This window comes from Nonomuraea sp. NPDC050022, assembly GCF_044460705.1.
Lineage (GTDB): Bacteria > Actinomycetota > Actinomycetes > Streptosporangiales > Streptosporangiaceae > Nonomuraea.
This window is the reverse complement of the sequence record NZ_JBITKE010000004.1, coordinates 50,938-75,611: the sequence shown is the minus strand read 5'-3', so window position 1 is coordinate 75,611 and position 24,674 is coordinate 50,938. Positions and strand designations below refer to the sequence as shown.

The 24,674-nt window shown below is 70.4% G+C and carries 24 protein-coding genes; 8 read left to right on the top strand and 16 right to left on the bottom strand.

All coding sequences use genetic code 11. The features are described 5' to 3' along the window. Positions 1-34 precede the first annotated feature (34 nt). Positions 35-1,207: a glycosyltransferase family 4 protein gene (locus tag ACIBO2_RS16900; protein WP_397297762.1), complete on the bottom strand. Its 1,173-nt coding sequence runs from the start codon at positions 1,205-1,207 to the stop codon at positions 35-37. Next, on the bottom strand, positions 1,204-2,034 hold the full coding sequence (locus tag ACIBO2_RS16895; protein ID WP_397297760.1) for a sulfotransferase family protein: 831 nt from the start codon (positions 2,032-2,034) through the stop codon (positions 1,204-1,206). The genes ACIBO2_RS16900 and ACIBO2_RS16895 overlap by 4 nt, the downstream gene beginning before the upstream one ends. A gap of 216 nt (positions 2,035-2,250) precedes the next feature. Between ACIBO2_RS16895 and ACIBO2_RS16890 the strand changes: the two genes are divergently transcribed. Further along, the gene (locus tag ACIBO2_RS16890) at positions 2,251-3,348 is read left to right on the top strand and encodes a sialidase family protein (protein WP_358533334.1); all 1,098 of its coding nucleotides are present in this window, start codon (positions 2,251-2,253) and stop codon (positions 3,346-3,348) included. On the opposite strand, the gene ACIBO2_RS16885 is transcribed toward ACIBO2_RS16890, so the two are convergent. Beyond that, positions 3,341-4,189 (bottom strand): alpha/beta fold hydrolase, encoded by an 849-nt coding sequence (locus tag ACIBO2_RS16885; RefSeq protein ID WP_397297757.1) that lies wholly within the window; start codon positions 4,187-4,189, stop codon positions 3,341-3,343. The genes ACIBO2_RS16890 and ACIBO2_RS16885 overlap by 8 nt on opposite strands. A 142-nt stretch (positions 4,190-4,331) precedes the next feature. Between ACIBO2_RS16885 and ACIBO2_RS16880 the strand changes: the two genes are divergently transcribed. Both ACIBO2_RS16880 and ACIBO2_RS16875 read left to right on the top strand, forming a co-directional pair. After that, entirely contained in the window at positions 4,332-5,090 is a 759-nt protein-coding gene (locus tag ACIBO2_RS16880) for an IclR family transcriptional regulator (protein ID WP_358533328.1), read from the top strand. A gap of 128 nt (positions 5,091-5,218) precedes the next feature. Continuing rightward, a complete protein-coding gene (locus tag ACIBO2_RS16875; RefSeq protein ID WP_397297755.1) occupies positions 5,219-6,046 on the top strand; it encodes an SMP-30/gluconolactonase/LRE family protein in 828 nt (275 codons plus the stop codon). 24 nt (positions 6,047-6,070) lie between these two features. On the opposite strand, the gene ACIBO2_RS16870 is transcribed toward ACIBO2_RS16875, so the two are convergent. From ACIBO2_RS16870 to ACIBO2_RS16855, 4 genes are read right to left on the bottom strand one after another with little or no spacing between them, the layout of a single operon-like run. Continuing rightward, positions 6,071-6,886, bottom strand: a complete 816-nt coding sequence (locus ACIBO2_RS16870; protein ID WP_357938982.1) for a carbohydrate ABC transporter permease — start codon at positions 6,884-6,886, stop codon at positions 6,071-6,073. Beyond that, positions 6,883-7,815 (bottom strand): sugar ABC transporter permease, encoded by a 933-nt coding sequence (locus ACIBO2_RS16865; RefSeq protein WP_358533322.1) that lies wholly within the window; start codon positions 7,813-7,815, stop codon positions 6,883-6,885. The genes ACIBO2_RS16870 and ACIBO2_RS16865 overlap by 4 nt, the downstream gene beginning before the upstream one ends. Next, positions 7,812-9,098: an ABC transporter substrate-binding protein gene (locus ACIBO2_RS16860; protein ID WP_397297752.1), complete on the bottom strand. Its 1,287-nt coding sequence runs from the start codon at positions 9,096-9,098 to the stop codon at positions 7,812-7,814. Before ACIBO2_RS16860 ends, ACIBO2_RS16865 begins: the two co-directional genes overlap by 4 nt. Then, positions 9,095-10,384, bottom strand: coding sequence for an alpha-glucosidase/alpha-galactosidase (locus tag ACIBO2_RS16855; protein ID WP_358533316.1), 1,290 nt, complete (start codon positions 10,382-10,384; stop codon positions 9,095-9,097). Before ACIBO2_RS16855 ends, ACIBO2_RS16860 begins: the two co-directional genes overlap by 4 nt. Before the next feature lie 246 nt (positions 10,385-10,630). On the opposite strand from ACIBO2_RS16855, the gene ACIBO2_RS16850 reads away from it, so the two are divergent. The 4 genes from ACIBO2_RS16850 (at position 10,631) to ACIBO2_RS16835 (ending at position 14,620) form a co-directional block, all read left to right on the top strand. Then, positions 10,631-11,635 carry an endo alpha-1,4 polygalactosaminidase gene (locus tag ACIBO2_RS16850; protein WP_358533313.1) on the top strand — a complete coding sequence of 335 codons (1,005 nt, stop codon included), beginning with the start codon at positions 10,631-10,633 and terminating at the stop codon, positions 11,633-11,635. A 194-nt stretch (positions 11,636-11,829) separates the two neighbouring features. After that, positions 11,830-12,594 (top strand): SDR family oxidoreductase, encoded by a 765-nt coding sequence (locus ACIBO2_RS16845; RefSeq protein ID WP_358533310.1) that lies wholly within the window; start codon positions 11,830-11,832, stop codon positions 12,592-12,594. 109 nt (positions 12,595-12,703) lie between these two features. Further along, a complete protein-coding gene (locus ACIBO2_RS16840; protein WP_397297749.1) occupies positions 12,704-13,849 on the top strand; it encodes an esterase-like activity of phytase family protein in 1,146 nt (381 codons plus the stop codon). Positions 13,850-13,933: 84 nt separating this feature from the next. Next, positions 13,934-14,620, top strand: coding sequence for a hypothetical protein (locus ACIBO2_RS16835; protein ID WP_397297747.1), 687 nt, complete (start codon positions 13,934-13,936; stop codon positions 14,618-14,620). A gap of 80 nt (positions 14,621-14,700) precedes the next feature. On the opposite strand, the gene ACIBO2_RS16830 is transcribed toward ACIBO2_RS16835, so the two are convergent. From ACIBO2_RS16830 to ACIBO2_RS16800, 7 genes are all read right to left on the bottom strand, one after another. Next, a complete protein-coding gene (locus tag ACIBO2_RS16830) occupies positions 14,701-15,519 on the bottom strand; it encodes an ABC transporter permease (RefSeq protein WP_358533301.1) in 819 nt (272 codons plus the stop codon). Next, positions 15,516-16,463, bottom strand: coding sequence for an ABC transporter ATP-binding protein (locus ACIBO2_RS16825; protein WP_358533298.1), 948 nt, complete (start codon positions 16,461-16,463; stop codon positions 15,516-15,518). Before ACIBO2_RS16825 ends, ACIBO2_RS16830 begins: the two co-directional genes overlap by 4 nt. Further along, positions 16,460-16,828: a lasso peptide biosynthesis B2 protein gene (locus ACIBO2_RS16820; RefSeq protein ID WP_358533295.1), complete on the bottom strand. Its 369-nt coding sequence runs from the start codon at positions 16,826-16,828 to the stop codon at positions 16,460-16,462. Before ACIBO2_RS16820 ends, ACIBO2_RS16825 begins: the two co-directional genes overlap by 4 nt. Positions 16,829-16,881: 53 nt before the next feature. After that, complete coding sequence (locus tag ACIBO2_RS16815; protein WP_358533292.1) at positions 16,882-17,142, bottom strand: lasso peptide biosynthesis PqqD family chaperone; 261 nt, start codon at positions 17,140-17,142, stop codon at positions 16,882-16,884. Beyond that, the gene (locus tag ACIBO2_RS16810) at positions 17,142-18,974 is read right to left on the bottom strand and encodes an asparagine synthase-related protein (RefSeq protein WP_397297744.1); all 1,833 of its coding nucleotides are present in this window, start codon (positions 18,972-18,974) and stop codon (positions 17,142-17,144) included. The genes ACIBO2_RS16815 and ACIBO2_RS16810 overlap by 1 nt, the downstream gene beginning before the upstream one ends. Then, complete coding sequence (locus ACIBO2_RS16805) at positions 18,968-19,120, bottom strand: lasso RiPP family leader peptide-containing protein (protein ID WP_397297741.1); 153 nt, start codon at positions 19,118-19,120, stop codon at positions 18,968-18,970. The genes ACIBO2_RS16810 and ACIBO2_RS16805 overlap by 7 nt, the downstream gene beginning before the upstream one ends. A 163-nt stretch (positions 19,121-19,283) precedes the next feature. Further along, positions 19,284-20,915: an IucA/IucC family protein gene (locus tag ACIBO2_RS16800; protein WP_397297739.1), complete on the bottom strand. Its 1,632-nt coding sequence runs from the start codon at positions 20,913-20,915 to the stop codon at positions 19,284-19,286. Between the two features lie 53 nt (positions 20,916-20,968). On the opposite strand from ACIBO2_RS16800, the gene ACIBO2_RS16795 reads away from it, so the two are divergent. Further along, a complete protein-coding gene (locus tag ACIBO2_RS16795) occupies positions 20,969-22,672 on the top strand; it encodes an IucA/IucC family protein (RefSeq protein WP_397297737.1) in 1,704 nt (567 codons plus the stop codon). Positions 22,673-22,684: 12 nt separating this feature from the next. Here the strand turns inward: ACIBO2_RS16795 and ACIBO2_RS16790 are convergent, their stop codons facing one another. Beyond that, positions 22,685-23,725, bottom strand: a complete 1,041-nt coding sequence (locus ACIBO2_RS16790; RefSeq protein ID WP_358533278.1) for a Gfo/Idh/MocA family oxidoreductase — start codon at positions 23,723-23,725, stop codon at positions 22,685-22,687. Positions 23,726-23,732: 7 nt separating this feature from the next. After that, complete coding sequence (locus tag ACIBO2_RS16785; RefSeq protein WP_358533275.1) at positions 23,733-24,458, bottom strand: ThuA domain-containing protein; 726 nt, start codon at positions 24,456-24,458, stop codon at positions 23,733-23,735. Positions 24,459-24,674 lie beyond the last annotated feature (216 nt).

The following is a 24,674-nucleotide window of genomic DNA, read 5'->3' as shown; positions in this document are numbered from 1 at the left end:
GGCGGGTCCCTGTGGAGGGCTCTTCGTCACCGCACTACCGGGTCCAATAGCTGTCGATGATGGGCTCGCGGCTCAGCAGCTCCGCGAACAGGTCCTCCCACAGCGGCATCACCGAGTCGGCGTGGTAGTTGGCGGCCGTCCGTTTGGCCGCCGCCCCCATCCGCACCCGCAGCGCCTTGTCCGACATCAGCCGGTCGAGCGCGTCGGCCAGCCCGGCGACGTCCCCGGCCGGCACCAGCAGCCCGTCCTTGCCCGGGGTGAGCACATCGGCGGGCCCGGTGGGGCAGTCGAACGCGGCGATCGGCAACCCCTGCCCCATCGCCTCGATCATCACCATCGGCAGCCCCTCGAAGCGGGACGAGAGCGCATAGATCGACGCCCCGGCCAGCTTCTCCTCCAGGCGGTCCGTACGGCCCATCAACTGCACCCGGTCCTCCAGGCCGAGCTCGGCGATGAGCGCGTTGAGCTCGGCCTTCCTGGGGCCGCCGCCGTACACGCGCAGCCGCCAGTCCGGATGCCGCCGCGCCGCCTGCTGGAACGCCGGGATCAGCAGGTCGAAGCCCTTCTGCTTGACCAGCCGCCCGGCCGCCACCACGACCGGGTTCACCTGCTTGGAGACCGGCCCCGACCCGTGCAGCGCGTTGGGGATGCGCACGATGGGCGTGTCAGGCAGGAGGATGCGGTATTCGATCTGGTTCTTCGTGGTCAGCACGACGACCGCGTCGAAGCGGCCGTAGTAGCGGGCGATGTCCCGGGTGATCGTCTCGGGGTAGGCGCCCACGTTCATGTGGTCCTGGGCGACGCAGATGACGCTCTTGGGAGTACGGCGGGCGGCGATCAGGTTGAGCGCGGGCCGGGTCGTGACCAGGATGCCGCCTTCGAGGCGCGAGACATAGTCGATGACCGCCCTCTCCACCCGTTCGGTGAAGTAGTCGGCGGCGAACTCCCCGAAGGGCACGATCTTGCCGCGCATCCTCCGCCACAGCTTGCGGCCCAGCGAGTCGACCGGCACACCGGCGCGCTGGTCGGCCAGCGGAACCAGCCTCACGCGGGGATCGATGGGGAACTGGGGCTTGTCGCGCCGTCGTACGGCGCTGGCGATCTCCACCTCGTGACCGAGCGCGACCATCGCGTTGGCCTGGTTGATGACGGTACGGATCGTCCCGCCCTGCCCATAGGCATGCAGCAGCAGATATCGGATCTTCATGAGTATCCCCAGCTCCGGCACATGGCCCGGAGCATCTCGGGCACCTCCTCAGGTGTGGGAAGTTCGCGGCCCGGCTGCACGCTGCCGGAGCGGATCTTGTCTCGCCAGTCGCCGAGCCCCTTGGTGAGCACGTCAGGCCGGCCGTACGCGAGCATCTCCGGCTCCCAGGGGACGCCCAGGAACTCGCAGACGGCTCTCGTCTCGCGCTCGGGGTCGGCGGTCAGGTCCTCGTAGCGCACGGTCAGGCCGGTGTGCGCCTTCCTGGCCCGCTGGACCGCCTTCATGTAGCGCAGCGCGTCGGCCGCCGCCGCTTCGCGGTCGCGCTTGTCCGGGGCGGCCTCGTGCCAGGAGGCGGCGATGGAGGCCGGGTGGCGCAGCAGGAAGACGAAGCGCGCGTCGGGCCAGCAGGTGGCGATGCGCTCGTGGGCGAAGGCGTTGGCCGGGGTCTTGTCCACGATGTGCCGCTTGCCGCTGCGGACCAGTTCGCGGTGGAGCACCCGGTCCCAGAGCAGGTGTTCCAGATCGGCCCGGTTGTGGCCGAGTGCCGCCATCGACCGCTCCGCCAGCGATGTCCCGAACTCGACCCCGAGCCTGCGCACATGCAGCTCGTGCGGGGCGTGGACCAGGGAGTGGGCGTCGAGCATCGCGCGCAGCAGGGTGGAGCCCGATCTGACGGGCGACAGGATGAACACCGGCTCGCTCAACAGCCTGTCGGCGGGGTCGGCAGGTGGCCTTGCCGGGCTCTCCGGAGCCGCCTTGCTGACCCGCGAGAACTGGACGCCGGCATATTTGCCGAGCGCCTTGTTGATCTTGTGCTGCCAGGTCATGCGCTTGGAGGTTACCCAGCGTTCCTGGCAATTGGCTGGCAGCGGACAATCGGCGCGGGTCAGGTGAAGAGGGAGTTAACGCTGGTGCAGCAGCGGATGATCGCCTGCGGGCGGGCAGGTGAGCGGGATCCGGCGACCGTACGTACTCGCCATAAAGTCGCATCCATAAAGTCGCATCCATAAAGTCGCATCCGCAGGCGGACGAGGAGGAACCCGATGGCGCACGGCTACCCCACATCGGTGCCCTACCGGGCGGGCACCGACGGTTACCACACCTTCCGCATCCCGGCGGCGGTGGTGACCGGGGCCGGCACGATCCTGGCCTTCGCCGAGGGGCGGCGCGGCTCGGCCGGCGACTCGGGACACATCGACATCGTGCTCAAGAGGTCGACCGACGGCGGAGCCACGTGGGACGGGCCGCGCGTGGTCGCCGCCGAACCGCACAAGGGCACCGCGGGCAACCCGGCCCCCATCGTGACCCGCGACGGCCGGATCGTCCTGGTGTACGTGCGCAACGGCCCCGCCGCCACCGAGGACAAGATCAGGCGCGGGCAGGTCGCCGCCGCCGACGGCCGCCGCGTGTACGTGCAGGCGAGCGACGACGACGGCGTCACCTGGTCGGCGCCCCGCGAGATCACCGCGAGCGCGAAGCGGCCCGAGTGGCGCTGGTACGCCACCGGCCCCGGCCACGCGGTCGAGCTGCGGCAGGGGCCGCACGCGGGCCGCCTCGTCGTACCCGCCAACCACTCGGTGCCCCCGACCGGTCGCGACAACGGCACGGAGGGCAAGTACAACGGCGGCCACTGCCTGCTGAGCGACGACGGCGGCACCTCGTGGCGCATCGGGTACGTCGACGGCAACCCCGACGGCTACCTCAACATCAACGAGTCCACGGCCACCGAACTGCCGGACGGCCGCCTCTACGTCAACTCCCGCACCGACTCCACCGCTCCCGGCAACCGGGCCGACGCCTACTCGGCCGACGGCGGGCAGACGCTCGAAGCGCCGTTCCGCCCGCAGGCCGATCTGGTCTGCCCGGTCGTGGAGGGCAGTGTGCTGCAGTGCGAGACGCCGGACGTCCTGCTGTTCTCCGCCCCGGGGGCGCCCGACGCCAGGGCGGTGATGACGGTACGGGCCAGCGCGGACGGCGGCGTCACGTGGCGGCCCGTGCACACGGTGTCGGGCCTGCCCGCGGCCTACTCGGACCTGGTCAGGGTGGACGCGGACACGGTCGGGCTGTTGTACGAGACAGGTGACACCAGCGCCTACTCCACCATCGCCTTCCGCCGCGTCCCCATCGCCGAGCTCAGCTGATCCGGCTCTCCAGCCAGGGCCGCAGGATCGGCAGGACGTTGGCCACCTGCATCGCCCGAATGTGGTCGAGGCCGTCGAGCACGCGCACGTCCCAGCCGAACGATTCGAGCTCGGCCCGCCGGTTGACCATCGGCCCGGCGATGTCCACGTCCACGCCGCCCCACCGCTCGCCGTACTCGATCTTGTCGGCCGAGCCCGCGAAGCAGAGGCGCGGGCAGCTCAGGCTCGCCTGCGCCGCCCGGTCGTCGAACTCCTGCAGACCCTCGTAGAGCGTGACGAACTGCCTGGTCTGGGCCTCCGTCATGGTGACCTCGGCGGAGTCCCAGTCGTACTCCTCGGCCTTGGTGCCCTCGGCTTTGGGCTGGGGGGCGGGGTCCTGGCCGGACATCTCGTAGGTGGCCATGGTCACGCTGAGCATCTCCGCGTACGGCCCGTCGAGCGGCGGGTAGCCGCCCATGACGAGCGCCGACAGCCGGTCGGTCCTGATCGCCAGCTGCAACCCGCTGAGCGCGAGCCACGAGTAGCCGTAATAGGCGAACCGGTCGGCCTCCACGGCGTCGGCGACGGCGAGCAGGTCGGCGGCGATGTTGGCCGGGGTCAGCGTGTCCGGCTTGGGGGTGGCCAGGACGTGGCCCTCGTAGTCGAAGGCGACGACCCTGAACGCGTCCGACAGTCCGTCGATGAGGTTGCGGCCGAGTGCCGGGTCGACGCCCCATTTGCGCATGTCGTCGGCCTTGGTGCCTTCGATCGGCACCGGGTTGACCGGTAGTAGCACTGTCGGGCCCTGGCCGTGCACCTCCAGGTGGATCGTGCTTCCGTCGTGCAGTTTGGCCTCGGTCATCAAGGATCTCCTTCTAACTCCATACGCTGTAAACCAATCATCCATACAATAGCTTATGCCGTAAAGAGTTGAGCATTGCGACTAGCCAATTTTCCGCAGTACGCGATAGCATTCCATTATTCGGAATACGCTAGGAGAATCCATGGCCGAGGCCCAGTCGCCGGTGGGCAGCGTCGACCGCGCCCTGCTGATCCTGCAGGAGATCGGCAAGCACAGCCGAGGGGTGACGCTCGACGAGCTGGCCACCCGGCTCGGCCTGCCCAAGAGCTCGCTCCACCGGTTGCTCGGCGCGCTCAAGCATCGCGGCTTCGCCGCGCAGCCGGAACCCAGCGGGCCCTACTTCCTGGGCACCGAGATGCTCGCCACAGCCTTCAGATTCTACGAAACCATGGACCTGCGCACGCTGGTGCGCCCGCTGCTGCTGCGGCTGAGCGAGGAGTTCGCCGAGACCGTGCACATGGCCATGCTGGACGGCGGCGAGGTCGTCTACCTGGACAAGGTCGAGGCGGTGCGGTCCATCACGATGACCTCCGTGGTCGGCGGGCGCAACGCGGCCCACTGCACGGGCGTGGGCAAGGCACTGCTGGCCTGGACCTACCCGACCGACGAGGCGATCAAGGCCTGGGCCGATCGCTACGGCCCGCTCGCGACCAGGACCCGCAACACGATCACGAACCCGGCCAAGCTGGCCACCCACCTGGACCAGGTCCGGCAGCGCGGCTACGCGCTCGACATGGAGGAGAACGAACCCGGCGTGCGCTGCGTGTCCGCCCCGGTCTTCCTGGGGCGGACGGCTCCCGTCGCCGCGGTGAGCGTGACCGCGATCAAGGACAGGATGTCACCGGCCCGGATGGAAGAGGTGGGCCACAACCTGCGGCGGGCGGTCGCGGAGCAGGGCTGACCAGCGGCCACGATCTGCGCTGGGCGGTCGCCGCGGCAGAGCTGATCGGTTGACAGTGCGATCTTCCGGGTGATCTCCTGACACTCTAACTGGAATGCCGTTCTGACATACGGAACAAAGGAGTGGCGATGGAGGTCGTACCCGTACCGCACGCGCGGCTGGGTGAGGGGCCGTGCTGGGACGAGCGGACGGGGACGCTGCTCTGGGTGGACATCCCCGCGGGCCTGGTGCACCGGCTCGACCCCGCCGACGGCTCGCACGAGTCGATCGACGTGGGGCAGCCGGTGGGCGTGGCGGTTCCGCGTGCCTCCGGCGGTCTGGCGCTCGCCGTCAGGGACGGTTTCGCCGTACACGATGGAGAGTTGACCGTCGTGGCGCCCGTGACGGCGGCCGAACCACCCGGAAACCGGATGAACGACGGTGCGTGTGACCGCGCGGGCCGGTTCTTCGCCGGGACCATGGCGCAGGACGACACCCCTGGCGCGGGCTCGCTCTACCGCCTCGACCCCGACCGCCGCGTCGAGCGGATCCTCGACGGCGTCACCATCTCCAACGGCATCGGGTGGAGCCCCGACGAGCGACTGCTGTACTACGTCGACACGTTCACGGACCGGGTCGACGTCTTCGACTACGACCCGGCGACCGGTCAGGTCGCGGACCGCCGGTTGTTCGCCGTGCTCCCGAGCCCCGACGGCCTCACGGTCGACGCGTCGGGGCACGTGTGGGTGGCGCTGTGGGGCGGCGGGAAGGTGGTTCGGCTACGGCCGGACGGGCAGCCCGACCTGACGGTGGAGGTGCCCGCCACCAACGTGACGAGCTGCGCCTTCGGCGGCCCCGACCTCGACATCCTGTACGTCACCACCGCCTGGGACGGCCGGACCGGCGGCGAGCTGTGGCAGCGGCGCACCTCGTTCACCGGCCTGCCCGCCAACCCCTACCGCGACCTGAACCCGTGACCGCGACCTCAGCCCCCGCCCCGATCAGCCCTTGACCGCGCCGGTCAGCGCCTGGACGAACCGGCGCTGGCCGAACAGGAACACGCCCAGCACCGGCAGCGTCGTCAGCACCGTGCCCGCCATGATCGCCGGCCAGTCGGCCCGGTGCTGGCCCTGGAACGACGTCAACCCCACCTGCACGGTGTAGTTGGCGTCCGAGTTGATCGCCACCACCGGCCAGAACAGATCATTCCAGGCGGTGATGAACGTGATGACCGCCAGCGCGGCCAGCGCGGGCCGGGCCACCGGCAGCACCACCTTGAAGAACACCCCGTACCGCGAGCAGCCGTCGATCCGCGCGGCCTCCTCCAGCTCCCTCGGGAAGGACTGGAAGAACGAGGTCATCAGGAAGATGCCGACCGCCGAGCTGAGCTGCGGCACGATGAGCGCGCCGAGCGTGTCGGTCAGCCCGACCTTGTTGAAGATCAGGAACGTGGGGATCACCGTGAGCTGGAAGGGGATCAGCGCGGTGGCGATGACCAGGACCAGCGTGATCCTGGAGCCGGTGAACCTGATCCTGGCGAACGCGTAACCCGCCAGGCTGCAGAGCGCCAGCTGGGCCAGCACGATGGCGCCCGAGACGATCACGCTGTTGAGGAACCAGCGCGGGAAGTTCGAGCCGTTGAGCACCGTACGGTAGCCGCCCAGGTCGATCCCCTCCGGCCAGAACGGCGGCGGGAACCGGTTGAGCTCGCCCTGGGTCATCACCGAGCTGAGGATCATCCAGACGAACGGCAGCACGGTCACCACCGACATCGGCAGGAGCACCAGATGCCACTTGCTGGGCAGGCGCAGCTTCACGCCATGGCTCCCTTCCTGCGCGCGATCAAGAAGCCACCGATGATCAGCACGAGGGTGCCGACGAACAGGACGTACGCCACGGCCGCGCCGTAGCCGGCCGTGAAGTAGTTGAAGGCGAGCTGCCAGATGTAGTAGACGATCGTCACGGTCGCGTTGGCCGGGCCGCCCTTGGTCGTGGTCATGACCAGGTCGAAGAACTGCAGCGCGTCGATCACGCCCCAGACCGTGAGGAAGAGCGTCATCGGCCGTACGGACGGCACGATGATGTGCCGGAACGTGGTCCACCGGCCCGCCCCGTCGATCGAGGCAGCCTCCAGGATCTCCTTGTTGATCTCCTGGATGGCGGCCAGATAGATCACCACCGCGAACCCGAACCGGGTCCAGAAGAAGATCAGGGTGAGCACGAACATGGCCTGCGAAGGGCTGCTCAGCAACCCCTGCACCGGCAGCCCGAGCTTGACGAACAGCCCGTTCATCAGCCCGAAGTCCCGGTCGAAGATGTAGCCCATCAGCAGCCCGGCCGAGGTCGCCGAGGCGATGTAGGGCACCAGGAAGCAGGTCCGGTAGAACCCGATCCCGCGTACCTTCCTGTTCAGCAGCACCGCCACGAGCAGGCCCGCGATCAGCGACGCCGGGATGTAGAGCACGACGAGCAGCCCGGTGTTGCGCAGCGCCTGGAAGAAGACGGGGTCCTCCAGCAGCGCCCGGTAGTTGGCCAGTCCCACGTTCCGCCCCGGCGTCTGCAGGTCGGAGTCGGTGAAGGACAGCGCGAGCGCCCACACCATCGGGACCAGCGAGAAGCCGAGGATGATCAGCGAGGCGGGGCCGGCGAAGGTCCAGCCGGCGACGTTCTCGGCGAGTCTGCGGCGGTCGCGCGGCTGCCGGTGGCCGACGGCGGCCCGGCCCAGGGCCGGCGCGGTGCTGTTCACGATCCCGGTACGGCGAGCGCCGCGTCGGCCTTGGCGGCGGCCTCGTCCAGGGCCGTCTTGGGATCGGCCTTGCCGAGCAGGGTCTGCGCGATGGCCTCGGCCACGAACGCCGACACCCGCGGATATCTGGTCGTCGGCGGCCTGACCCGCTTAGCGTTGGCCAGGTTGATGGAGATCACCTCGATACCCGGATATTTCATGAGGTAGTCCTGGTAGCCGGGCAGCTTGGTGATCGACTCGCGGATGGGCAGCGAGCCGGTGTCCTTCATCCACTCCAGCTGCTGTTCGGCCGCGGTCAGCCAGGTCAGGAACGTGGCGGCGGCCTTGACCCGCCGGTCGTCGTGCTTGAACACCACCCAGTTGTCGGGCCCGGAGACCGTCTCGTGGTTGCCGTTCGTACCGGGGAGCTGGGCGACGCCGTAGTCGACCTTGGCGGCCTGCAGGTCGGGCAGCACCCACGGACCGGCCAGGAACATGCCGAGCCGGCCCGATTCGAAGAGCTTCTGGCCCTTCTCGGCCGGGCTGGAGTCGAGGTAGAGCGACTTGTCGTCGATGGCCATGCCGCGCAGCAGGCCGAGCGCCTGCTGTCCGGCGGCGGAGTTGAAGACGGCCTTCTTGCGGTCGGGGGAGAGCACGTCGCCGCCCGCCTGCCAGACCAGCGGCCACAGGCCCCAGACGGCCTCCTCGCCACCGCTGATCGCCCAGGTGGTGCCGAAGGTGCCGGACCCGGCGTCGGTGGTCTTCTTGGCGATCGCCCGGAAGTCGTCCCAGGTCCAGTCGGGCTTCGGCGCCTCGACCCCGGCCTTGGCCAGCAGCTTCTTGTTGTACAGGACCACCATGTTGTCGACCACCGCCGGGAAGCCGATGACCTTGCCCTCGACGGTGGCCGCCTCCCGCTCGCTGGCCCAGAAGTCCGCCCAGCCGACGGCCGGATCCTTGGCGTACTGCGTGAGGTCGGCCGTCTTCGGGTTCCTGGCCAGGTTGGGCGCCCAGGAGCCGTACAGGTAGGCGATGTCGGGATAGGCGTCGGAGGTCAGCGCGGCGGTGAGCTTGGGCAGCATGCCGTCAGCGGTCGCGGCCCCGGACTCGAGGCTCACCTTGATGTCCGGATGGGCCTGGTTGAACTGGGCCACCAGCTTCGCGATCGACTTGGCGGCGGCGTCTGACTGGCCGTCCCAGACGGTGATCCGCACCGGGCCGCCCGCCTGCTCGCTCCCGGCCGGCGAGCCGCAGCCGGTCGCGAGCAGGGCGAGGCCCGTGACGGTGGCCAGGGCGCGCCTCATCGGACGCCCTCGGGAAGGAGATCGCCGTGAGCGGCGATCATCTCGTCCACGAGGTCGTGGATCTGCTGGAGGGTGAGCGTGGCGGCGGCGTTCGGGTCGAGCATGGCCGCGTGGTAGACGTGCTCGCGGCGGCCTTCGAGCGCCGCCCGTACCGTCAGGTCGCCGACGTTCAGGAACGTCTGGTTGAGCGCGGCGAGCTGGGGCGGCAGGTCGCCGATCCGGGTCGGGCGCATCCCCGACCGGTCGACCAGGCAGGGCACCTCGACGCAGGCGTCGGGCGGCAGGTTACTGATCAGCCCGTCGTTGCGTACGTTGCCGTGGACCACCCTGCGGGTGCCGGTCTCGATCGAGTGGATGACCTCGGAGGCCAGCTCCATCGCGGGCTCGATCTCCACGCCCTCGCCGGCCGCCAGGCGCCGCTTGGTCTCCTCGTAGGTGTCGAGGTTCTCCTCCGACCAGCGCAGGTAGATGTCCACCGGGATGCGGAAGTGCGCCACCTGGTCGTCGTGGTGCAGGAACCAGGGCAGGTATTCCGAGCCGTGCTCGCTCGACTCGGTGGGGAAGTAGCCGAAGCGGCGGTACATCTCCACCCGCACGGTCCTGCGCAGGTCGGCATCCCGGGCGATCACGTCGTCGAGCGCCGGGTACAGGTCCCGGCCCTGGTGCTCGAACCGCAGCACGAACGCCTGGTGGTTGGCCCCGGCCGTGACGAAGGAGACCTCGTCCTCGGGTACGCCCACGAGCGAGGCGAGGCGGGCCTGCGTGTCGCGCACCGAGTGGCAGAGCCCGACGACCCGCTTGAAGTCGGTGCCCTGGTAGACGGCCCGGGGGATCATCGCCATCGGGTTGGTGTAGTTGAGCAGCAGGGAGTCCGGTGCCAGCTCGGCCAGGTCGTTCCCCAGCCCGACCATCACCGGGATCGTACGGAGCGCGCGGAAGATGCCGCCGATGCCGAGGGTGTCGGCGATCGTCTGGCGCAGGCCGTAGCGGCGCGGGATCTCGAAGTCGACGCGGGTCGCGGCGTGCCCGCCGACCGCGATCTCGTTGATGACGTAGTCGGCGCCGTCCACGGCGGCGCGGCGGTCGAGGTGGGCCTCCACCTTGGCGCCGAGGCCGAGCGCGGCGACCATCCACTCGGCCATGGCGGCCGCGGTGGCGAGCCGCTCGGGGTTGATGTCATGGAGGACCAAGGTCGAGTCCCCCAGCTCGGGGAAGGTCAGGATGTCGGAGAGGACGTTTTTGGTGAATTCGACGCTGCCGGCGCCGATGAAGACGATGCGTGCCATCGGGCTCTTTCCCTCCACGGACCACGGCGGGCGTGGCGGCCCGCTGCGTGCGGCGAGTATAGCCATCCATCCACGATACAGACTAGCATTCCGCTATACGGAAAGCCCTGAGAGCACGGCCTGGTCGGCGTTACACGCCTTTTGTGAGGAATTCTCGACATCGAGACAAGATTGACAGCGTGTGATCTTGCCCGATTTCCTTGGTGTCGGAATTACATTCCACCCCTCGGAATAGAAGGTGAGTGTATGATCAACCTCCGATCGTTCTTCACCCGGTCCGCCGTGGCCGCGGCGCTGGTCATCGCGCCGGTGGCGGTCCTCGGCGCCGCCGGATCGGCCGCCGCCGCGACCACTCCCAAGGCCGCCACTCCCAACGCCGCCACTCCCAACGCCGGCGCTCGTGCGGCGATCTGGAAGCCTCCGCTGCGGAGCCGCTGGCAGTACCAGCTCCAGGGCAACTCCGCCTACCCCGCCACCGGCGGCGTCAACGTCGACATCTGCCAGGTCCCGCAGACCGGGGGCGCCTGCGTGAAGCCGACGGTGTTCGACATCGACCTCTACGCGGACGCCGATGTGGTGGGCAACAACACCACGCTCAACACCGCCGCCGTCTCCGCCATCCACGCGAAGGGCGCCAAGGCGATCTGCTACGTCGACGCCGGCTCGATCGAGGAGTACCGGCCCGACTACCAGACGTTCGTCGACTGGGACAACAGCCACGGCAATTCCCTGCTGGGCAAGCCGTTCAGCGAGGAGTTCCCGAACGAGCGCTGGGCCAACATCAACAACGACAAGGGCCAGCGGGACTTCCTGCTGACGATGATGGCGGCCCGGGTCGACAAGTGCGCCCGGGCCGGGTTCGACGGCGTCGAGTTCGACGTGGTGAACGCGCACGAGGAGGGCAAGTCGGTCACCGGCTGGACGGTCACCCCGGCCACCCAGCTCATCTTCAACCGGGCCCTGGCCGCCCTGGGCCACGCCAAGGGCCTGTCGGTGGCGCTGAAGAACGACCTCTCCCAGGTGTCCGACCTGGTGGGGGACTTCGACTACGCGGTCAACGAGCAGTGCTTCGAGTTCGACGAGTGCGGGGAGCTGACGCCGTTCATCCAGGCGGGCAAGCCGGTGTTCCAGGTGGAGTACCTGACCTCGCCGGCCGGCTTCTGTGGCAAGGCGGCCACGCTCAACGTCAACGCCATCAAGAAGGCGACCGACTACTCCCTCAAGGATCTGCCCTACAAGCCCTGTAGGTAGGCGGGCGAGGTGGCCCCACCGGGGGCGGGGCCACCTTTCCGTAAAACAGAACGCTGTTCCGGGCTACCTACGGTTATGTGAGCAGGCGTCAAGGACTCGCGGAGCCCGTTGAGCTTTCCGAATAGCAGAATGCTCGTGCGCCTGGCGGAATCAATGCTACGTTCGGAGCCGAGTCGCGACAGGGGGAGGGCATCATGCGCGGGCTGGCCGGAAAGCGGGTGCTGATCAGTGGTGGCAGCAGCGGCATCGGCGCCGCCACCGCGCGCCGGTTCCTGGAGGAGGGCGCCCGGGTCGTCCTCGGCGGCCTCCACGAAGCCGAGGTGGACCAGGCGGTGACCGAGCTGGCCCCGCTGGGTGAGGTGCACGGGCTGGCGGGCGACATCAGCTCGGAGGACGACGTCACCCGGCTGGTGGACGGCGCGATCTCGACACTGCGCGGGATCGACGTCCTGATCAACAACGCGGGCATCGCCTGGCGCGAGCCGTTCCTGGAGATCACGCCCGACCACTGGGACCGGATCGTGTCGGTGAACCTGCGGGGGATGTTCCTGGTCGCGCAGGCCGTGGCCAGGCATCTGGTGGCGCGCGGCGCCGGCGGAGTGATCCTCAACATGTCGTCCACGAACGGGCTCGGCGGTGAGGCCGACTACGCGCATTACAACGCCTCCAAGGGCGGCGTGCTGTTGCTCTCCAAGACCATGGCCGTGGAGCTTGGAAAACACGGCATCCGCGTCAATTCCCTTTGTCCCGGATATATCAAGACCCCATTGAATTCCACCATCTCGGCCGGGCTGGCGGACGATTTCGTGTCGGCGTACGAACGCGACCACATCCCGCTCGGCCGGGCCGGGCTGGCCGAGGAGGTCGCGGCCGGGTACGCCTTCCTGGCCTCGGACGACGCCGCCTTCATCCACGGCACCGAGCTGGTCATCGACGGCGGGCAACTCGCCATCATGTGAGCACTTTTCTCGCTGATCGCGGCTGAATCGCCGTCATTAATACGCGTGGACTTTCCGATGAAACCGCGATCTCATATCCCCGCCGGTATCGCCGAGTGGGGAGAGATGAATGCGGAGAATAGTGGGCATCACCGCGGCCGTCGCGGTCACGATCGGCCTCGCCGCCGTGCCCGCAGCCACGGCGGCGAGTGCCTCGCCGCAGCCGGTCGAGATCACCCGGTTCCTCGGCGAGCAGCGACTGCCGTACAAGCTGTCCTACGCCGGCAGCACGGTCGGCGGCCTGTCCGGACTCGATCGCGACCCGCTCACCGGCACCTGGTATCTCATCTCCGACGACCGCGGCCGCTACGGCCCGGCTCGCTTCTACACCGGGCGTCTCGCCATCGACCGGACGACCGGCGCGTTCACCGGCGTGCAGCTCACCGGGGTCAACTCCTTCCTGCGTCCCGACGGGAGCACCTACCCGCCGTACGGCGAGCCCGACGCCGCCGATCCGGAGAGCATCCGCTACGACCGGTGGACCGACCGGCTGCTGTGGGGTGACGAAGGCGACCGCCCGGACGAGGGACACCCGGACATCCCGCCGTCCGGCCCGTACGTCCACCGGGCCGACGCCCACGGCCGGCAGGTCGGCGAGCTACCGATGCCCGCCAACCTGCGCATGACCGCCACGGACAGCGGGCCCAGGCGCAACTTCGGCATCGAGGGCCTGGCCCTCACCCCGCGCACGATCACGACCGTCACCGAGGGCCCGCGTTTCGAGGACGGGGAGCCGCCGACCGTCGAGCACGGCGCCCCGGCCCGCCTCACCGTATGGAGCCGCTTCGGGACCAAGCCGAGCGCCCAGTACGTTTACCCCATCGACCCCCTGCCCACCGCCCCCGTCCCGCCGACCGGGCACTCCGACAGCGGGGTCTCGGAGATCCTGGCGATCGACGAGCACCGGTTCCTTGCTCTGGAGCGCTCCTGGCTCGAAGGCGTCGGTTACCGGGTGAAGCTGTACGAGATCGACCTGCGTGGGGCCACGAATGTGCTGGCCAGGAACAGCCTGACGACCGGCGGGCCCTACCGGGCGGTCTCCAAGCGCCTGGTCACCGACCTCGACGACATCCGGACGCCGGTACAGAACCTGGAGAGCCTCGCCTGGGGGCCGCGGCTGCGCACGGGCGAGTGCACGCTGGTGATCGGATCCGACGACAACTTCTCCGCTGAGGAGACTACGCAGTTCCTGGCCTTCGCCACCCGGAGCTGCTGAACCCGCTCGAACCCGCTCGAACTCGCTTCGCAAAACGGTGAAGCATCGTGGGGGGCCTGGGCGCCCGAACTAGCCTGACTTTTCATGACGTACCGGCCGCCGCAACAGCCACCGTATCCACCTCACCACCAGCAGCAGTTCAACGCCCCGTATCCCCCGCAGCAGCAACCCCCCGCCTTCGCCCCGCCTCCCGTGGTGATCGACGTCGGCGGGGACGCCAAGACGAAGGCGTTGATCGGCGGCTCCGTGGCCGGGGTCATCGGGCTCATCACGATCGTGTCGTCGCTCACCGGCCAGGTCAGGGGCGGTGCCGGGACCACTGTCGTCGCCGTGCTGTTCGGGCTGCTGTTCCTGGCCATCGGGGCCCTCCCGATCATCACGTGGCGCAAGCTCAGCCGCCCCCGCAGGCTGGTTTTCGACGGTTACGGCGTGCGCTGGGACGATCCCCAGGGCCGGCCGTGGTCCGTGCCGTGGGCCGAGCTGTCGGGGGTGGGCATCTCGCGCACCCAGCAGCGCCGGGTCAAGCTCGCCGACTACATCATGCGCAAGGTGATGGTGCGCCTCGATCTCTTCCCCGCCGACCCCGGGTTCCGCGCCCGCCACCCGGAGTTGGAGCACCTGTGGGAGTTCCACACGGTCAAGAACGGTTACCGGCTGCCTCTTGGCTCCAACCCCAAGTACATTCCGGTCATCGAGCGGGCTATGCGGCAATATCATCCCGCGGCCTACCTGGGGATCCGCGACGAGGGGTTCATGGTCGGCCTGGTGTAGGGACCGCAATGTCTCTCTGGAGGGACCCCCTTCGGGGAGGGGAGGAAGACGGTCCGTCGGGCTGGGGTCTCTGGGTGGCGTCAGTGGGGGCGGGAGAGGCGGCGGGCGGCCAGCAGGAGGGAGAGCAGGCCTACCCCGGCGGTGACGGCGAGTTCCATGAGGACGGGCGAGTGGACGGTGGCGGGCTCCGGCCGGGCGAGGTACGGGGCGATGGTCCGCCGGAGCAGGTCGATCACGTAGGTGAGCGGGTTGGCCATCATCAGAGCGGTCAACCAGCCCGGCAGGCCCGCGATCGGGAACAGCGCGCCCGACAGGAACACCAGCGGCGTCAGCGCGCACCCCAGCGCCGCGTGGAAGGACGGCGTCGGGGAGATGACCACGGCCAGCAGGGCGACGAACGCGGTCATGGCGAACGCGATCAGCGCCATCTCGGCGACCAGGGCGAGCATCAGCTCAGGCGCGTACGGGATGTGCGCCACCCCCGCCAGACCCAGGACGAACACGCCCTGACAGGTGGCCACCGTGGCGGCGCCCGCGCACCGGCCCGCCAGCAGGCTCACCCGATGGACGGGCGCGACCAGCATCTCCCTGAGGAAGCCCGCCTCGCGGTCGGCCGCGACGGAGGCGCCGATGGCGATCGCGGGCGCCTGGACGGTCATCAGCAGTACGCCGGGAAACAGGTAGGTGAGATAGCCGCCACCGCCCGGGAGCATGGCGCTGAGCCCGGTGCCGAGGACCAGCAGGTACACGACCGGCTGGACCAGGGTCATGATCAGGCGGGCGGGGTTGCGGACATAGTGGAGCAGTTCGCGCTGCCACACCACGTGGGCGGCCCGCGTCTCCCACCAGAGCCGGCGCAGCAGACGTGACCAGACGGAAGGACGGGCGTCCACGGTCACGGCCACACCCCCGGACGTGACGCGCCGTCCAAGGTCCGGCCGGTGTAGCGCAGGAACACCTCGTCGAGGCTGGGACGGCGTACCTCGATCGAATGGACGGGCACCCGCAGCACGGTGCACACCCAGGGGATGGCGGTGGCCGCGTCGGTCACCTGGACGTACAGGCCGTCGGGCCCCCACGCGCTCGACAGGCCCAGGTAGTCGGACAACGTGGCGGCCGCGGCCTGGTCGTCGCCGGTGCGCAGATGGATGCGGTCGGTGCCGATCAGTCGCTTCAGCGCGGCCGGGGAGTCGTCGGCGACCACCCGGCCCCGGTCGACCATGGCGATGTGGTCGCAGTATTCGGCCTCCTCCAGGTGATGGGTGGTCAGGAACACGGTGATGGCCCGGCGATGGCGCAGCTCACGCAGGTGCTCCCAGATCTCCGCGCGGGCCTGCGGGTCCAGGCCCACCGTGGGCTCGTCGAGGAACAGCACCCCCGGCTCGTGCAGCAACCCGCGGGCGATCTCCAGCAGGCGTCTCATGCTGTCGGACAGGGTGCGTACCAGCGTGTCGCCGCGGCCGGTCAGGCCCACGAGGTCCGCGGCCTCGGCCACGCGGCGGCGCGCGTCGTGTTTGCCCAGGCCGTAGAGCGTGGCGTGGAAGGCGAGGTTCTCGCGTACGGTCAGGTCGGCGTCGACGGTCGGCTCCTGGAAGACCAGCCCGATGCGCCGGCGTACCTCCTTCGGGTCGTCGCGCACGTCGATGCCCGCGACGAGGGCCCGGCCGCCGCTGGGCCGCAGCAGCGTGGACAGCATCGAGATCGTGGTGGACTTGCCGGCCCCGTTGGGCCCGAGGAAGCCGAACATCTCCCCGGCCTCGACGTTCAGGCTGATCCCGCACACAGCGCGCATGCCCTGGTAGGACTTGCGCAGCGAGCGGGTGTGGATCGCCCCCGGCCTCATGGGGCGGTCGGGGGGGCCGCGACGGTCATGATCGGCCGGTAGTAGCCGGCCGGGTAGGGCTCGCCGACGGGCTGCCCGTTCACCTGCACCCAGGCGTGCGCGCGGAACGGCTCCACGCGCACCCCCGCGCACCAGGTGGGCCAGGTGCCCCGGAGCCGGCACAGGATGGCCGTCGCCAGCGAGCGCTGCAGGCAGGCGGGCCCGGCGCAGCGCGCGCTCACGGCGACCACGTCGTCCCTGGCGGCCAGGGCCTGCGCGGCCGTGGCGGCGACGGCGCCGCGCCGGATCACCCCTAGGACGCGCCGGATGCGGTACGGCCTGAGCCCGGCCAGTGGCCGGGCCGCGGCGACGGCAAGGAGCGCCACCGATGTCCTGGCCGGCGAAACCCGAGCGCGTGACTCGGAGGCCATCGGGTGGCTCACGGCCTCACCAGCCCGGCTCGGCGCAGGGCCGCCAGCAGGTCGGCGACGTCGCGGTCCGCCTGCTCGACGGACAGCCCCGGATGGTTGCCGGTCAGCCTCTTGGCCACCTCGCCCGGAGAGGCGCCGCAGAGCAGGGCGCGCAGGACCAGCGTGGCGGTGGCGTTGAGCTGCCAGTAGCGGCCGGCGTGCTCGTCGAGCAGCACCATGCCGTCGATGGAGTGCGCGGCGGACACGCCGCCGCGCAGGCTGAAGGGCATCAGGAGTCTCCCGTGGTCATGGCCGGCATCCGGTGTGGGGTCAGTGAGCGCAGCCATATCTCGCAGGCGAGCGTCTGCGACAGGGGTTCCATGACGTGCGGCCGCGGGTGCACGCCGAGCAGGGCGGCACGCAGGGCGCCGGTGTCGATCAACCCGAGCCGGCCGAGCTCCGACGCCTCGAACAGCTCCAGCACGCTGTCACGATGGCGCCGCCAGCCGGCGTAGAAGTCGGCGCCGTATTCGCCCTTGGTCGAGCGCTCCAGCATCTCGGCCGGCACGACGCCGTCCATCGAGGCCGCCAGCAGCGGCTTGTAACGGCCGAGGCCGGCGCGCTCGTCCGGCCGTACCGACAGCGCGGCCTCGATCACGGCGTCGTCCAGGTAGGGCGCGGCGTACGGGAGACCCAGGCGGGAGGTGGCCTGGTCGATCTGGCGCAGCCCGGCCCCGCCGGTGCGCGCGTAGAGCAGGGTCTGGTGCTGGGCACGTAGCGGCGACAGCGGCGCCGGCCGCGCGGCGGCGATCCCGGCCAGTACGTCGCGGGCCGCGTGCACGGCGCAGGCGGTGGCCCAGGGCGGCATGCGCAGCGGCGGCCCCCAGGCCATCGAGTAGGGGTCCGCGACCGCGGGCGTGGTGCTCAAGTCGGCGACACAGCGTTCCAGCCAGGCCGGGTGGTCGGTGCGGTCGGCCAGCGCCCGCAGCATCCGCCACCAGGAGCTGCGCCAGCGGGCCCGGCGGGCGCGGAGGTGCGCGGGCGCCGTGAACGGGCGGTCTCTGACCAGGTCGTGAAGGTAGGGCGGAAGCGCGGAGAACAGCTCGTCGCCGCCGACCCCCATCAGGTGCAGCCGGGAACCGGCGGTGCTCAGCCGCCAGGCCAGGTCGGCCAGCCGCGCCGCGTCGCGTACCCAGCCGGAGGGTTCCTCCATCGACGGCTGGGGCTCGGTCAGCTCGGCGAACCACAGCGGGAGCTCGTCGCTGCCGATGACGTGGTGCGTCGCATCCGGAAGGCCGGTGGCCGCGCGGAAAGCCCAGGCCGGGTCGTCGTTGCCGGGGTCCATGCCCTCGCAGTGCACGGTGATCAGGCTTGCCCGGCCGCGGGCGGCCAGGAAGCAGAGGCTGGTGGAGTCGATGCCGCCGGACAGGTCGGCGCTGATCGTGCCGCCGTCGGCGGTGCACGCGTCCACGGCGCCGGTCAGCGCCTCGCGGAGCGCCGTCGCCCCCTCAGCCAGGGGCAAGGCCGGTTCGGGTGGGTGCCACCAGGTGCGGATGCCGGTCATGCCGGTGGGCTCGATCAGCAGCGTACGGTCGGGCGGCAGGCAGCTGACGTCGCGCCACACACCGAGGTCCTGCAACGGGCCGACCACCCCGCTCGGCAGCAGCCGCGTGGCCAGCACCCGTTCGTCGATCCGCCCGCCGGTCGCCCACGCGAGCACGTCGGAACGGCTGGCGGCCACGGTCACACCGCGTACGCGGGCGTGGAAGACGCGGCGGACGGCCGAGGCGGTGCCGCGCACCGCCACCCGGCCGTCGATCGAGGCGACCAGGTGGAAGCTGCCCGTCAGCCCCGCGACGACCTGCTCGATCCGCTCGACGTCGGATATCCGGGCCAGCCGCAGGGCCAGGTCAGTGGCGGTGACCGGGCAGCGCCCGACCACCGCCACCCGTGCCGCTCCCGCCGCCGCCAGACGGATCTGGTGGCCGGGCCAGTCCCCGATCAACCACGGCCGCCCGGAGGCGTGGTCGATCACCTGACTGGCTCCAGGAAGCAGCACGCCTGCCGCGGCAAGACCGGCTTCACCGTCGGGGAGGACGGCGAACCACATCTCACCTAGCACCGAAGCTCCCGCCCGTCAGCCGGAGAACCACTGGAACGGCTGGGGGCCCAGTCAAGGACGAAGCCTGACGGGAAACCGCGCGTCAGGTCGGCGAAGTCGCCGACTTCGGCCAGGGCCGGCGGCTCGTACGCGGCTGGTGCGTGCATGACCTTCTCCTTTCAGAGATGATGTCGGTCACGCCCATGTCTATCTACCTGGCACTGTCACTGACAGTAGCTATTCGGTTACTAATAGCGATGACCATGGTCACGGTTTCTGTGCCGACCGGCTACTGGTCGCAGGGGACTGGGGACGGGGCACGCAGAGGGGCTAGTAGGGACGGGCGCGCAGGGAGTTGGGACGGGCGCGCAGCGGGTTGGGGACGGGCACGCAGCGCATCGCGCCGCCGTCGGCGCCGAGCCAGCGCAGTAGCAGGTTGGCCTTGGCGGGCACGTGGTCGGCGGCCAGCAGGGCGCGGACCTCTATGTGGTCCGCCGCGTACCCGGCGAGCAGATCTCTGGCCCGCGCCCACAGCGCGCCGCCGAGGCCCGGGTGGCGCTCCTCGATCGCGCCGGCGATCTCCCAGAGATTGTTGGTCACCAGGCAGTAGACCAGCCGCTCCCAGCCGTAGGCCGCGCTGACGCCCGGTGTCGTGTCCGGGTGCCGGTCGGCGACCAACTTGACGCCCTCGTGGTCACGGAAGATCACCTGTGCCGGGGCGCCGGTGGCGTCCACGCCGATCAGTACGTTCTGCAGGTGGCACTCCAGGACCACACCGTGACGCAGGTACGCGTGCAGGACCGGCGGTACGACGTGCTCCAGGTAGCCCTGCCACCAGGCGAGCGCCCGGTCCTCGTCGAGGCCGTCGAGCGGGTTGCCGGGAAAGCCCTCGCTGATCCCCGCCGCCAGCAGTGCCGCCAGGCCGGGACGCAGGTGCGCCCCCAGGCCGTCGCGCACGACCACCGCCAGCGCCTCGCCGCCGTCGCCATCGCCGAGGTCCACGGTGCGGTAGCCCCGGTCGGAGAGTACGGACGGTCTCGGCAGGTGGGCGGGCAGGTCGTCGAAGACCTCCCGCAGCCGGCTGTCTATGGTGGTCAGCCGGCGCAGGTCATGGACCCAGAGGCGGCGGACGTCGTTGGTGATCCGGACGTCGAGACTGAACTTGCAGAACAGGTCTACGTCGGGCAGATACACGGTGCGCAGCGAAGAGGTGGGTACGGCCACGGCGGTGGTTTCGCCGAGATAGCGCGCAGCTTCGCCCAGGTTCTGCAGCCGCCCGTCCCGCAGGGCGGCGTGGCCGCCCAGCAGCTCCAGTTGCCAGGGGTGGGCGGGCAGCAGGAGGCCGCCATCGGGCGGCGGCGGTCCGAGGGCGTCCAGCGCGGTGGCGTCGCCCTCCTCCAGCACGATCTCGGGCGCCAGCCCGAGCAGGATCAGCGGGAACCGGGCGCTGGCCTCGGGCGCGTAGGGGAGCCAGGCGTCCGGACCGAGGCCGCCACGGGCCTTGGGCGCCGGGTGGTAGCGGTGCCCGGCGACCAGGGCCTGCTCGGACCGCAGGAACAGCTCGGTGGGTTCGATGAACGGCTGGGTGCTGGATGTGGGGGTGCGCCGGGTGGACAGCAGAGTGGCGACGACGTCTCTGCTGTGGCGGATCTCGCTCGCGAGGGTGTCGTTGGACACGCCGGTGTACGCGGTCAGCTCCTTGGTGGTCAGCGCCACCAGGAGGTCCAGGGACAGAGGGAGCCAGCCATCGGGCGTGTACAGGGCGGGGTGGCCGGGGTAGCGTCCGGCGCGAACGCGCAGCAGGTGGCCGGTCGTGGGCAGACGGTAGGTCTGGTGGCCGTCGTTCTGGCCGCTCTCGGGGCTGACCACTTCGCGGACCAGGCAGTTGAGGAGAGCCGTCATCGTGAGAGCGTCGGCGACGGTCACCTGTGCCGGGTCCGGCCCCTCGGGATGGTGTGCCATCGCGGATCCCTCACCACTCGTATCGGTGGTCATACACGGGGTAACTACCCGTTATGAGTATTGAATTGGAGGATCCCCCTCAAGGTCGGGCAGAAGCGGAACTTGCCGCAAAGCTGGCACAGGTCCGTCCCGGTCTGGCCGCCGCCTACGCCGAGGCGCTGCCGGGGGCGCGGGCCACCATCCTGGGCCTGCTCTGGCGGGGCCTGCTGTACGAGCCGGTGCCCGGGTTGGCCGGGCGGGATGGCGCGGCCGGGCGGGTCCGGTTGGCGGATGGACGTCTGCTCACCGGGCCCAGCCGCCTCGCGTACGACCTGGGGGCGGGGGAGGACCCGGCGGTGCTGCTGGATGGGCGGGCCTACACGCGGCCGGGCGAGCTGTTGGCCGCGCTCGGGCTGCCGGGATCGGAGCGCTTCGGCGCCGATCTGGACCGCAGCGTCGCCTCCCTGGCGCTCGCGCGGGCCGGAGCCAGGCTGGGGCTGGGGACGGGGGCGGAGGAGGGGTCGCTGGAGTGGTTCGAGCAGAGTGTGGTGGACGGGCATCCCTATCATCCGTCCTGTCGTAACCGGCCGGGGGTGTCGCCGGCGGAGCAGATCGCGTACATGCCCGAACATCGGCCCGTCGTCGACCTGGATCTGGTGGCGGTGCCGGCGTCGCGGTGCGTGGTCATCGGAGCCTGGCCCGACTGGCTGCGCGACGGTGACCGGCTGCTGCTGCCCGCCCATCCGTGGCAGAGCAGGCATGTGCTGCCGGAGCTGGGGTTCCGGCCGTTCGTGGCCGGTGGGATAGCGGCCCGGCCGCTGATCTGTGTACGAACGCTCGCGCCCGTCGGCGGCGGGCCGCATTTCAAGACGGCGTTCTCCACGCGGCTGACGTCCAACGTGCGGGACATCTCGCCGGGCTCGATCCGTGACAGCGCGCCGCTCTCGGCCATGCTGGTGCACCTGGTCCGGCGGCTGGGCGGGCCGCTGCGGATCACCCGCAACCTGGCCGCCGCCTGCGCGGTGGTGGATGGCGAGCCCAGTGCCGACCTGGCGGTCCTGGTGCGCGAGTCGCCGACGGAGTACGCGGGCGCGGGCGAGACCGTGCTTCCCGTGGCGGCCCTCATCGTCCGGCCCCCGACCGGTGGCCCGCCCTTGATTCACGGCATCGTCCAGTCTCCGACCGATGGTCCACCCTTCATCCATGGTGTCGTCCAGTCTCCGTCCGGCGGTCCACGGCTGGATGCGGTCGTGGAGTGGCTGGGGGAGTTCGCGCGGCAGGCGTTGGAGGCGGCGCTGGGGCTGTTGGCGTACGGCGTGACGTTGGAGGCGCATGGGCAGAATCTCCTGGTCGTCCTGGACCGTCACGGTCGCCCGATCCGTCTGGTCTATCGGGACCTGGCCGACATCCGCGTCAGCCCGGCGCGCCTGCGCCGCAACGGCCTTACGCCGCCACCGCTCAGTGCCCGCCTCATCACCGACGATCCGGACGAGCTGCACGCCAAGCTGTTCGGCTCGCTCGTCGGCACCACGTTCAGCAGCCTCGTCTCGGCTCTCGGGCAGGGTGACCGGGAGGTGGAGGGGCGGCTGTGGGCGGTGGTGGCGGCGGTGGCCGGCCAGGTCTTCGACGACCTGCCCGCCACCGCCGACACCCGCGCTGACCGGGCGGCGCTGTTCGGCGCGGAGCTCCCCGTCAAAGCGCACACGGTGATGCAGTTCGAAGGCGGCCTCACCGGCGACCGCTGGGCGCGGCTGCCCAACCCGCTGTCGCGGACCTGACCCACGCGCCCCTCAGACGTCGAAGCCCACCGGCACCCGGGCCCCCGTGCGGGCCGACTCCAGGGCGGCCGTCACCATGGCCAGGCTGCGGATGTTGTCATGGCACTCACCCTGCGGCGGTCGACCGGTACGCAGACCGGCCAGGAACTCCTCCAGCCCCTCCGCCAGCCCGCTGAACCGGGCCCGCCCCGGGTACCGGTCAGGTTCGGGTGGATGTCTGCGTACCTTGTGGCCGTTTGCCCCTTCCACCGTCGGCCGCCGTTCGCCGTCCCAGCGCGCCGTGCCGTGCGTGCCGGCGGCCCGCCAGCTGCCGGTCCAGGACGTCGCCTGGCCGGGCGCGGACCAGCTCCCCGTGAAGGTGTAGCGGAGCCCGCCGGTCATCTCGAAGATCGCCGTGGCCGAGCAGGTGCCGGGATACCAGGTCCACGGCGGCCGGAACGACTCGCAGTAGACGCTGACCGGATCGGCCCCCGACACCGCGCGGGCCGCGTCGAACAGGTGAATGGCCATGTCCTGTAACAGCGGGTGCTCCAGCGTGTCCAGGAACGGCGGCCCCTTGTACGGCATGAAGAACTCCGAGGTCAGCAGCCCGAGCGGCCCGAGCTCGGCCACCGTCCTGCGGAAGGCCACCAGGTTCGGCAGAAAGCGGCGGTTCTGGTTGACCGCGAACAGCCGCCGCGCCCGGTCCGCCGCGCTCACCATGCTCCGCGCCTCGTCGAGCGTGATCGACATCGGCTTCTCGCTGAGCACCGACACCCCACGCTCCAGGGCGGTGACGGTGACCTCGCGATGAGCCCCGGGTACGGTGCAGTTGACGATGAAGTCGGGCTCCTCGCCGTCGAGCACGGCGGTGAGGGAGGCGCTGACGGGCAGCCCGTCCAGGCCCAGGGCGGCGGCGGAGGCGCGGGCGCGCTCCTCGGCCACGTCCACCCAGCCGACCAGCTCGGTGCCGGGATGGGCGAGCAGTTCGGGTGCCCATTGGCCGCCGATGTACCCGGCGCCGACGACCACGGCCCGCAGCGGACGGTCCTCGTCGAGGGTGATGAAGGTCATGCGGCTCCTACCAGGTGATGGGGGTGTGGGCGTTCCGCAGGGGGTCGCCGACGCCGGACGCGGGGGCGGCCCACAGCACCGCGTTGGCCAGCACGCGCCGTACGTCGGGGTGGTGGTAGACCGGGTGCCCCTGGTCGCCGGGGCTGAAGTAGAAGACCCGGCCCAGGCCCCGGCGGTAGCAGCAGCCGCTGCGGAAGACCTCGCCGCCGCTGAAATTGCTGACGAAGACCAGCTCGTCGGGTTCCGGGATACCGAACGGTTCGCCGTACGTCTCCTGCTCGCCGATGACCAGCGGACGCGGTACGCCCTCGGCGATGGGATGGCCGGGGGCGACCGTCCACACCAGCTCGCGCTCGGCCGCGTCGCGCCAGGTGAGCGAGCAGGTGGTGCCCATCAGTTTGCGGAAGATCTTCGAGTAGTGGCCCGAGTGCAGCACCAGCAGGCCCATCCCGCCGAGCACGCGCTGATGCACCCGCTCCACGACCTCGTCGGACACCTCCTCGTGGGCCATGTGCCCCCACCAGGTGAGCACGTCGGTCTCGGCGAGAACCTTCTCCGACAGCCCGTGCTCCGGTTCCTCCAGGATCGCGGTGCGCACCTGTACGTGGTCGCCGAGCCGTTCGGTCAGACCGGCGGCGATCGCGCCGTGAATGCCCTCCGGGTAGCGCAGGCGTACGTCCTCCTCGCGTGGCTCGTGGTAGTTCTCGCTCCAGACGGTGACCTTGATCGGCATCCGTGTGCCTCCCCGAGGGGCCCTGCGGCCCTCTGAACGTCGTGGACCCTTTGTTGGATGGTTCTCGCCGCTATCGGAGGCGTTGAAGCCGGTTTCAGGGGAGAGGATGGCCCCGATGTGCCTTTCGTGGCGATTCAAGGCCAGGTGACTCCGCTGGCCGTAAAGCACGGCCACATCCGGCCGGTGGCGGCGTCGTCTGCGCTGATCCTTCTTCGC